The organism is Streptomyces sp. NRRL F-4489 (assembly GCF_001509485.1).
In the GTDB taxonomy this organism is placed as follows: Bacteria; Actinomycetota; Actinomycetes; order Streptomycetales; family Streptomycetaceae; genus Streptomyces.
The window spans coordinates 24,457-34,380 of record NZ_LLZI01000259.1 but is presented as its reverse complement, the minus strand read 5'-3'; the positions used below and the strand labels follow the sequence as shown (position 1 = coordinate 34,380).

9 protein-coding genes and 1 pseudogene are annotated in these 9,924 nt (G+C 74.1%); 5 read left to right on the top strand and 5 right to left on the bottom strand.

From position 1 onward, the window contains the following. Positions 1-499: pseudogene (locus tag ADL22_RS26980) on the top strand (hypothetical protein); the annotation flags it as partial. Between the two features lie 81 nt (positions 500-580). Here the strand turns inward: ADL22_RS26980 and ADL22_RS26975 are convergent. The 3 genes from ADL22_RS26975 to ADL22_RS26965 form a co-directional block, all read right to left on the bottom strand. Beyond that, positions 581-817 carry a hypothetical protein gene (locus ADL22_RS26975; RefSeq protein ID WP_066985174.1) on the bottom strand — a complete coding sequence of 79 codons (237 nt, stop codon included), beginning with the start codon at positions 815-817 and terminating at the stop codon, positions 581-583. An 84-nt stretch (positions 818-901) separates the two neighbouring features. Next, positions 902-1,381, bottom strand: coding sequence for a DUF6328 family protein (locus tag ADL22_RS26970; RefSeq protein ID WP_066985171.1), 480 nt, complete (start codon positions 1,379-1,381; stop codon positions 902-904). Positions 1,382-1,466: 85 nt separating this feature from the next. Then, positions 1,467-4,046, bottom strand: coding sequence for an ATP-dependent Clp protease ATP-binding subunit (locus ADL22_RS26965; protein ID WP_066985168.1), 2,580 nt, complete (start codon positions 4,044-4,046; stop codon positions 1,467-1,469). Positions 4,047-4,280: 234 nt separating this feature from the next. Here ADL22_RS26965 and ADL22_RS26960 point away from each other — a divergent pair, with 234 nt between their 5' ends. The 4 genes from ADL22_RS26960 to ADL22_RS35845 all read left to right on the top strand — a co-directional run bounded on the left by ADL22_RS26960 (position 4,281) and on the right by ADL22_RS35845 (position 7,739). After that, positions 4,281-4,973, top strand: coding sequence for a UdgX family uracil-DNA binding protein (locus tag ADL22_RS26960; protein WP_066985165.1), 693 nt, complete (start codon positions 4,281-4,283; stop codon positions 4,971-4,973). Positions 4,974-5,166: 193 nt separating this feature from the next. Then, a complete protein-coding gene (locus ADL22_RS26955) occupies positions 5,167-6,369 on the top strand; it encodes a PP2C family protein-serine/threonine phosphatase (protein ID WP_066985162.1) in 1,203 nt (400 codons plus the stop codon). 121 nt (positions 6,370-6,490) lie between these two features. After that, the gene (locus ADL22_RS26950) at positions 6,491-7,447 is read left to right on the top strand and encodes a LysR family transcriptional regulator (RefSeq protein WP_066985159.1); all 957 of its coding nucleotides are present in this window, start codon (positions 6,491-6,493) and stop codon (positions 7,445-7,447) included. Between the two features lie 118 nt (positions 7,448-7,565). Continuing rightward, positions 7,566-7,739, top strand: coding sequence for a hypothetical protein (locus ADL22_RS35845; RefSeq protein ID WP_199836383.1), 174 nt, complete (start codon positions 7,566-7,568; stop codon positions 7,737-7,739). A gap of 88 nt (positions 7,740-7,827) precedes the next feature. On the opposite strand, the gene ADL22_RS26945 is transcribed toward ADL22_RS35845, so the two are convergent. After that, positions 7,828-8,424: a Type-2Aa cytolytic delta-endotoxin gene (locus ADL22_RS26945; RefSeq protein WP_066985156.1), complete on the bottom strand. Its 597-nt coding sequence runs from the start codon at positions 8,422-8,424 to the stop codon at positions 7,828-7,830. 116 nt (positions 8,425-8,540) lie between these two features. Next, positions 8,541-9,872 (bottom strand): MFS transporter, encoded by a 1,332-nt coding sequence (locus ADL22_RS26940; protein ID WP_079064466.1) that lies wholly within the window; start codon positions 9,870-9,872, stop codon positions 8,541-8,543. Positions 9,873-9,924: the final 52 nt, after the last annotated feature.

The following is a 9,924-nucleotide window of genomic DNA, read 5'->3' as shown; positions in this document are numbered from 1 at the left end:
GCCCCGCCCCCAGCGCGCCCCCTGGCCGTCCGCCAACGTTCCGCCGGCCGGCGGCGGCTGGCAGCCCCCCGGCGCACCCGGGGCGCCCGGCCAGGCGATGGGCGGGGTGCTGCGGTCCGTGCTGCGCTGGCCCGCCGCCGCCGCGCTCGCCCTGTGCGGGCTGAGCCATCTGCCGGTGGGCGCCGCGGAGACCCACGGCGGCTCGTCGGACGCCCTGTCGATGACCATCGCCGCGGTGTACCTGCTGCTGGCCGGCTGCCTGGCGATGCGCGACACCGCCGCCGTCTGGGCGGCCAGCGCGGCGGCCGCGGTCACCGTGATCGTGCTGCACGCGCTGTCCCGGGCCGGCGTCCTGGTCCCGCTGCGCAGCAGCCTGGGCGACACCTCGGCGTGGCCCGAGCTGCTGGCCGTCGGCCTGGCGATCCTCAGCGCGGGCCTGGCCGGCGCCGCGCTGCTGCTGCGTCCCCGCCGGGTGGCCCCCGCGCCGGCCGGTGTCTGACCGGCGAGCGGAGAGACCGGCGCGCGGATGCGGCGGCCGTCCCCGGGGACGGCCGCCGCATCGCGTGTACGGACCGCGGCCCTACGCCACGCTGTCGGCCAGCTCCCGCACCCCCTGGAGCCGCGCGCAGTGCGCACAGCAGAACATCCGGCCGCCCGCCTCCAGGCCGTGCCCCAGGATCCGGCACCGGCAGTTCTCGCACGTCGGCGCGAGCAGATGCGCGGCGCACTCCACACAGTCGAAGCTGTGCGACTCGCCGTCGATGCGCACCTCGAAACCGCGTGCGTAGTCGTTCCCGCAGACCTCGCAGACCGTCATGGCACCCTCCATTTTCCGCGGATCCCCCGGGCCCTCTCATCGTCGCACCGCACCCGCCGGCCCGCAGAGCCGGCCGCGGCCGCCTCAGTCCGACGACGAATAGCGGCGCAGCACCCACGCCGGCAGCACGAACCAGCACAGCACGAACCACGCCACCAGCCCCGCCACCACCCACGGCGCGACCGTGTCGTTCAGCGCCAGCCGCAGGATCAGCAGCAGCGCCGAGGCGACCGTGGCCAGCAGCAGCACCACCCCGACCAGCGCCAGCCGCGCCGCCCACAGCACCGTCTGCGGTTTGAGCCGGTGGCCGGCCAGCAGCCGGTGGAAGGTCACCGTCCCCACCAGCGCGCCGGTGGTCGAGGCGCCCAGCAGCAGCGTGACCGCGTAGATGACGCGGTCCGCGGTACCGAGCGTGGTGAACCGCGCGGTGAACACCACGGTGAGCAGGAAACCGAACAGGATCTGCACCCCGGTCTGGATGACCCGCACCTCCTGGAGGAGTTCGGTCCACCGCCGGTCGGCGCGCTGCTCCTCCGTCTCGTCCCGGCCGCGCGGCAGGATCAGCTCCGGCTCGCCCGGGTCCCGGTCCTTCCGCCGCCCGTTCAGCTCAACTCCCTACCTTTTGACCGGACTTGAGTCTCCGGGCCGCTCACTGCCGGTGCTCCTGCGCGGCCCGGAACGCCAGCGCGTCGTCCTCCACCTCCACCTCGACCCGGTCGCCGGACGCCAGCGCGCCGTCCAGCAGCAGCCGCGACAGCCGGTTGTCGACCTCGCGCTGGATGGTCCGGCGCAGCGGCCGCGCCCCGTACTCCGGCTGGTGGCCGCGGCGGGTCAGCCAGTCCACGGCCGCCGGGCTGAACTCCACCGCGATGCCCTGCGCGTGCAGCCGGCGGCGGGTGCCCTCCAGCAGCAGCCCGGTGATCTGGTGCAGCTGCTCGTCGGTCAGCTGGCGGAAGACGATGATCTCGTCGAGCCGGTTGAGGAACTCCGGCCGGAAGTGGCCGCGCAGCGCGCCGAGCGCCCGCTCCCGGGCCCCGTCGTCCGCGGCCGAGCCCTCCGCCGGCCCGAAGCCCAGCACCCCGCGGCCGCCGCTGAGCGCCTCCGAACCGAGGTTGCTGGTCATCACGATCACGGTGTTCTTGAAGTCCACCCGGCGGCCCTGGGAGTCCGTCAGATGCCCGTCGTCCAGCACCTGGAGCAGCATGTTGAAGACGTCCGGGTGCGCCTTCTCCACCTCGTCCAGCAGCAGCAGCGAGTACGGGTGGTGCCGCACCGCCTCGGTCAGCTGGCCCGCGTCCTCGTGTCCGATGTATCCGGGCGGGGCGCCGATCAGCCGGCTGACCGTGTGCCGCTCCTGGTACTCGCTCATGTCCAGCCGCACCATCCGGTCCTCGCTGCCGAACAGCGCCTCGGCCAGCGCCCGCGCCAGCTCGGTCTTGCCGACACCGGTCGGGCCCAGGAAGAGGAAACTGCCGATCGGGCGGTTGGGATCGGCCAGCCCGGCCCGGGACCGCAGCACCGCCTGGGACACCGCCGCCACCGCGTCGCCCTGCCCGATCACGCGGTTCTGCAACCGCCCCTCCAGGCCCAGCAGCCGGTCCTTCTCCTCCTCCGTCAGACTGCTCACCGGCACCCCGGTCTGCCGCGACACGATCTCCGCGATGTCCTCGGCGGTCACCTCCACGATCCGCCCGTCACCGCCCACCGGCCGCTCGCCCGGCGACTCCTGCGCCACCCGGATCTGCTCGGCGAGCGCGGCGATCCGGTCCCGCAGCTCGGTCGCCCGCTCGTACTGCTCGGCCGCGACCGCCTGGTCCTTGTCCCGGCCCAGCTGCTCCACCTCGCGCTCCAGATCCCGCACGCTGGGCGTCTTGGCCGCCGCCCGCAGCCGGACCCGGGCGCCCGCCTGGTCCAGCAGGTCGATCGCCTTGTCCGGCAGGAACCGGTCGGTGATGTACCGGTCGGACAGCTCCACGGCCGCCAGCACCGCCTCGTTGGAGTACCGCACCTGGTGGTGCGCCTCGTAGCGGTCCTGGAGCCCGCGCAGGATCTCCACCGTGTCCGGCACCGTCGGCTCCGGCACCAGGATCGGCTGGAAGCGGCGGGCCAGCGCGGCGTCCTTCTCGATGTGCCGCCGGTACTCCTCCAGCGTGCTGGCGCCGATGACGTGCAGCTCACCGCGGGCCAGCGCCGGCTTGATCATGTTGCTGGCCTCCAGCGCCCCGCCCTCGCCGGTGCCGCCGCCCGCCCCGACCACCGTGTGCAGCTCGTCGATGAAGACGATCAGCGCGTCGGAGTGCGCCCGGACCTCCTCGATGATGTTGTTCATCCGCTCCTCGAAGTCGCCGCGGTAGCGCGTACCGGCCACCACCGCGGTCAGGTCCAGCGCCACGATCCGCCGCCCCGCCAGCGTCTCGGGCACCTCCCCGTCGGCCAGCCGCTGCGCCAGCCCCTCCACGATCGCGGTCTTCCCCACGCCCGCGTCGCCGACCAGCACCGGATTGTTCTTCCCGCGCCGCGACAGCACCTCGATGGTCTGCTCGATCTGCTCCTCGCGCCCGATCACCGGATCGATCCGCCCGGCCCGCGCCATATCCGTCAGATCCCGGCTGTACTTGTCCAGCGTCGGCGTGTCGTGGTGCGGTACGGGCCCGTGCTCGGCGCTCGACCCGGACGGCGGATGCGCCCCGGCACCGCTGTGCCCGCCCGCGCTGGCCTGCGGATCGAAATGCGCCAGATGCAAGATCCGCCCGGCCGCCGAATCGGGATTCGCCGCCAGCGCCTCCAGGACGTGCTCGGGACCGATGTACGACGCCCCCGTACCCCGCGCCAGCTCGTGCGCGCCCAGCAGCGCCCGCTTGACCGCCGGCGTCACCGCGACGCTCCGCTGGTGCGGCCCCGACCCGGCGTTGCGGTCGATCTCGGCCGCCAGCGCGTCCGGGTCCGCGCCGGACTGCCGCAGCAGGGTACGGGTCGGCTCGGTGCTCAGCGCGGCCCGCAGCAGGTGCTCGGTGCCCAGCTCCGGACTGCCGTGTTCGGCGGCGTACGCGGCGGCGGAGGTCACCAGGTCGCGGGCCGGCCCGCTCATCAGCCGGGCGATGTCCGCCTGCCGGGGCATCGGCGTGCCGCCGTCGCCGTGCGACTGCGCGGGACGTCCGAAGAACCGCGCGAGAAAGTCACCAAACGAGTCCGGTCCAGACCCCTCCGGACCCACGAATCCGTTGCTCATGTGTGTCCGTTCCGCTGTCACGACGGTGCCGCGACACGCTGCCTCGTCGGGTACGTCCTGCTCATTCCGGTGCGTGGTCGCCGCGACGTGCGACTCCTTACGCCTCTCAGGATCGGCGCCCGAAGGAGCGTTCGCACCCGGGGGCACGGGCGGCGACCATGGAACCACCGGGGGAGCGCCGGGCCCGGCCGCCCCCGGGACACGCCGGCGGACCCATGAGGAGGCAAGCACCCGATGACCCCACCCGACACCGGCACCACCGCCCCGCCCCCGGACGCCGGCGAGGGCTACGACGCCACGCCATACCTCCCCCGCGGCGGCGGGCTCGCCGCCTACCGCCGGGCCGCCGCCGGCTGCCGCGGCTGCCCGCTCTTCCGCGACACCACCGGCACGGTCTTCGGCGCCGGCAGCGACCGCGCCCGGCTCGTCCTCGTCGGCGAGCAGCCCGGCGACCAGGAGGACCGCCAGGGCGAGCCCTTCGTCGGCCCGGCCGGGCGGCTGCTGCGCAAGGCCATGGAAGAGGCCGGTCTGGACGCCGGCGGGGCCTACTTCACCAACGCGGTCAAGCACTTCAAGTTCACCACCGCCCCGCGCGGCAAACGCCGCATCCACAAGGCGCCCAGCCTCCGCGAGCTGTCCGCCTGCCGGCCCTGGCTGGACGCCGAACTGCGGCTGGTCGCCCCCGACGTCACCGTCGCCCTCGGCGCCACCGCCGCCAAGCAGCTCCTCGGGTCGTCGTTCCGCGTCACCAAGGACCGGGGCGCGCTGCTGCCGATGCCGCCGGCCCGCGACGGCGAGCCGCCCGTGCCCGGCGGCCTGGTCCTGGCCACCCTCCACCCCTCGGCGATCCTCCGCTCCGACGAGCGCGACACCGCCTACGCGGGCCTGGTCTCCGACCTCCGCGTGGCGGCGCAGGCCCTGGACTGAGAGGCGCCGCGGCGCCGGCTCCCGGCCACGGCGCGACCCGGATGCGTCCCCGTATGGCGCCCCCGGATGGCGCGCCCGGCCCCGAGCGACTTGGCTCGTCACAGCGCCGGCCGCGCGCGGACGCGGCCGCCGCACCGGGCCCGCCCCGGCGCACGGGCCCCTCACTGTCGGCACTGGCCCCGGAGGCGAACGGATGGCGGAGGCGGAGCGCATCCCGGCGGGGGAGGGCGAACGGCTGCTCCAGGACTTCCTGGCGGACCTCCACACCACCGCCCCCACCAGCCTGTCCAATCTCGTCGACCGCTACGCCGCCGACCTCGGCCTGCGCAAGGTCTGCCTCTACGTCGTCGACCTCCAGCAGCGCTATCTCACCCCCATGTCCGGCGGCGAACGGCTCGCGGTCGACGCGTCGCTGGCCGGCTGGACGTACCGCACGCTGAGCCTGCGCGTCGAGCAGACCGGCGACTCCGCCCGCCCCGGGCAGCTGATCGTCTGGCTGCCGCTGGTCGACGGCGAGGACCGGATCGGCGTGCTCGGCGCCCACGTGGACGTCCTGGACTCCACCCGGCTGCGCCGCTGCCGCACGCTGGCCGCCGTACTCGCCATGGTGATCACCTCGCGGCGGGCGTTCTGCGACCGGTTCATCCAGCAGGCCCGCACCGAGACCATGACGCTGCCCGCCGAGATGGTCCGGTCCCTGCTGCCGCCCCGCAGCATCGGCAACGAACGCGCCGTCTCCACCGCCGTCCTGGAACCCGCCTACGAACTGGGCGGCGACGGCTTCGACCACTCGCTGACCGAGTCCACCCTGAACGCCGTGATCCTCGACGCCATGGGCCACAACCTCGCCTCCGGGATGACCACCGCGCTCGCCCTGGCCGGCTGCCGCAGCGCCCGCCGCCGGGGCGGCTCCCTCACCGAGTTGGTCGAGACCGTGGACGACGTGCTCGCCGAATGGCTGCCGGACCAGTTCTGCACCGGTATCGCCGCCCAGCTCGACCTGGCCCGCGGCCTGCTGACCTGGTGCAACTGCGGCCATCCGCCGCCCCTGCTGATCCGGGACCAGCAGGTCATCGGGGAAGCGCTGGACACCCCCGGCGAACCGCCCATGGGCATGCCGGCCCGGCTCTCCGGCATCCGCCGCCAGGTCCACCAGGCCGCCCTAGAACCGGGCGACCGGGTCCTCCTCTACACCGACGGCGTCACCGAGTCCCGGATGGCCGGCGGCCCGCTCGGCCTGGAAGGCTTCACCGCGAGCATCATCCGCGCCACCGCCGCCGGCGAACTCCCCGCCGAGGCGCTCCGCCGCCTGATCCACTCACTGGTCGAGCAGCAGAACGACGTCCTCCGCGACGACGCCACCATATTGCTGATCGAATGGCATCCGCAGCGCTGAGTCACAACTGATAGTTGTGGGTTGCGTTCTCTCTAGTTGTCTTGCCCGCTGAATCAGGGCATCCACGTGACGAATCCAGTACCGCTCCACAAATCACCGTTGTGCCGCTAGAGTCCCGCCCATGGATATCAACGCTGTGCGGACCTTCGTCGCGGTCGCCGAGGCGGGGCAATTCCAGAAGGCCGCCCTCGACCTCTCGCTCACCCAGCAGGCCGTCTCCAAGCGCGTCGGCAGCCTGGAGAGCGGCCTGGGCGTCCGGCTGTTCACCCGCACCGCGCGCGGCGCCGACCTCACCATCGACGGCCAGGCGTTCCTGCCGCACGCCCGCGCCCTCCTCCAGGCCGCCGAACGGGCCGCCGCCTCCGTACGCCCCGGCTCCCGCCCGCTGCGCGTCGACGTCATCGGCCGGCGGGTCGCCACGGCCGGCCTGCTGCGCGACTTCCACCGCGCCCACCCGGGGACCGCCCTCGACGTCGTCACCCTCTTCGACGCCGACGAGGCATTCGCCGCGATCCAGGCCGGCACCATCGACGCCTCGTTCCGCGCCGTCACCATGCCTGGCCGGCGGCTCCCGGACGGCATCGAGGCCACCCCCGTCTTCGACGAACCGCTGCAACTGTGCACCGGCCCGGCCCACGAACTCGCCGACGCCCCCGCCGTCACCCTGTCCCAACTCGCCGGCCACCGCATCTGGATGCCCGGCAACGCCCCCGGTACGGAATGGGGCGCCTACTACGACGACCTCGCCGCCGCCTTCGGCCTCACCATCGACACCATCGGCCCCAACTTCGGTGTGGAGGCGCTGCTCGACGCGCTCGCCGACTCCTCGTCGCTGGCGAGCTTCTTCGGCGCCCGGACCCCGCTCGTCTGGCCCGTCCGCCACGACCTGCGGCGGATCACCGTCCACCACCCCACCCCGGTGTACCCGCACTCCCTGGTCTGGCACGCCGACAACCCGCACCCCGGCCTGGCCGCCCTCCGCGCCCACCTCGCCACCGCCCCGCTCAACGAGCCCCACCCGGGCGGCGTCTGGCGACCGGCCTGGGCCCAGGCCCCCGCCGCGGCCCCGCGCGACTGACGCCGCGCCGTCCGTGCGGACCGGCGCCTACGGGTCCGTCACATCAAGGGCAGAGCTTGCCAGTTTCATCCAAACGCGGTAATAGCCGCAGACCGCCCGAGCGCAATATCATCTGCGTATGGCGACCACCTGCGTCCCCGACGCCACCGCCGAGGCCAACCGCGCGATACGCGCGTTCATGGCCGCCCGCATCGGACGGCCGCTCTGGCCCGAGGAACTGACCGAGTACGAGCAGCTGCTCGCCGCCTGGGCGGCCGCCGTACACGCGAATCCGATAGGAAGCGAGCGATGAAGCGCGCCCCGCCCCCGCTGTGCCGGGGGCGGGGCGCCGCGTTGCGGGGGGCGGCCCGGCAGGTACGGGCGGGCCGCCCGCCGGGTGGTCAGCCGGCCGCGGGCACCGGCTGCCGGACGGCGATGGCGTTCAGGCGGATCGCGCACCGCACCACGTCGTCCAGGGTCAGCGAACGGGCCTTCTCCGGGCTCAGCGCCAGCGTGACGTTCACGCACAGGGCGATCGCGTAGACGAAGTCCCCGGTCTCCTCGTCGTGGAGGGCGAAGAGGAGGTTGTAGTAGTAGCTGGTGCTGTCGAAGGGGTCGCCGTAGAAGGAGAGGTGCGTGCCCTCCTGCTCGCCGAGGCCGAGGAAGACCTCGGTGAGCGCGGCCTCCGCCTTCTCCCAGAAAGCCGGGTTGGCGTACGGCTCGTTGAGCGCCTGGCGGACGGCCTCCCGCAGGGACATCACCATCACGCCGACGGGCGCGGTCTCCTGGAGGCCCCAGCCGCGCACGATCTTCACCGTCGAACTGTCGGGGATGGCGGCGGCGGCCCGGCTGATCTCGCCGAAGTCGAAGTCCACGGTGGCCGGCGCGATCGCGCGCTGGAACTTTCCGGCGATGGCCTCCGCCTGCTCCAGGACGGCGGGTGCCACCTCGAAGACGGTCCTGAAGGTCGTCTTCTCGGCGGCGGACTGGTCGGACATGACTGCTCCTCACATACGGCAAAGATCGCGTCGCGCCGACGGGCAAGTATGCCGCTGCCGCCGGCCGGCCCCACCACCGCCCTCGCCCAACGGGCTGGGACCGGTGGGCGGCGGACTCACGCGTCGGCCGCCGCCTCGCGCGGCCGGCCGGGGTCCGTCTCCTCGCCCCGGTCTCCGTTGTCCGTCCCCGCGGCCGTGCCCCGCCGCAGCCCCGGCGTCACAAGTCCCACCAGCACCACCGTCCCCAGGCACAGCAGACCGCCGCTGACCAGCGCCACCACCCCCGACGTCGCGTCGGCCACCACCCCGCCCCGCATGTTCCCGAGGTCCGGCCCGGCCTGCCCCACGATCTGCTCGGCCGCACCGACCCGCCCCAGCAGCGCGTTCGGGGTGCGCGACTGGACGAGGGTGCTCCGGCAGACCACCGACACGGTGTCGGCCGCGCCGGCGAGGACCAGACAGCCCAGCCCCAGCCACCTGTTGGGGCTCAGCCCGAACAGCACCAGCGCCGCGCCCCAGCCGGCCGCACCCCACAGCATCACCAGCCCGGGCCGGGGAAGCCGGGTGAACGTCCCCGAGAACAGCGTCGCCACCAGGCCACCGACCGCCACCGCGGACAGGAACAGCCCCAGCGTCCGCGGATCGCCCCCGAAACGCTCGGCGTTGACCAGCGGGAAGAGGCTCATCGGCATGGACAGCGCGGTCGCCGCCAGGTCCGTCAGCAGCGCCCCGCGGATGACCGGCGTACGGATCAGGAAGGCCAGCCCGTCCGCGACGCCGCCCAGTCCCGGCCGGGCCGGAGCGGCGCCCTCGGCGGCGAGCGGCGGCAGCGCCAGCGCCCCGTACAGCGCTCCCGCGAAGCTCAGCGCGTCCACCGCGTAGCACGCGCCGACGCCCAGCCCGCCGAGCACCAGCCCGCCCAGCGCCGGCCCGACCAGCATCGCGCCCTGCCACCCGATCCGCTGCGATGCCAGCCCCGCCGCCAGCTGCTCCCGGGGCAGCAGCGCCGGGAGGAACGTCTTCGCCGCCGGCCCGCTCCCGGCCACGAAGCACGACTGCGCCGCCACCAGCAGCAGCACCCCCGACACCGGCACCACGTCACCCAGGAACCCCTGCACCGCCAGCAGCACCGCACACCCGGCCTGACCCGCGGTCATCACGAGGTAGAACCGCCGCCGGTCCACCCGGTCGGCGACCGCGCCGGCGAAAAGCCCCAGCCCGATCAGCGGAACGGCTTGTGCCAGGGCGACCGCGCCGGTCCATGTGGTGCTGTGCGTCATCCCCCAGACCTGGAACATGACGGCGACCAGCGTCATCTGGGAGCCGAGCGCGGACAGCGTCCCACCGGCCCACAGCCGCCGGAACGGCCGCGAGGCCCGCAGCGGCGCCGTATCGATCAGCGCCCGCCGCACACCCGCACCGGCCCCTCCTCCGCCACCACCACCCATACCCGGCACCGTAGCGGCACCCGGGCCCGGGCTCATCCGGATATTCGCGTCC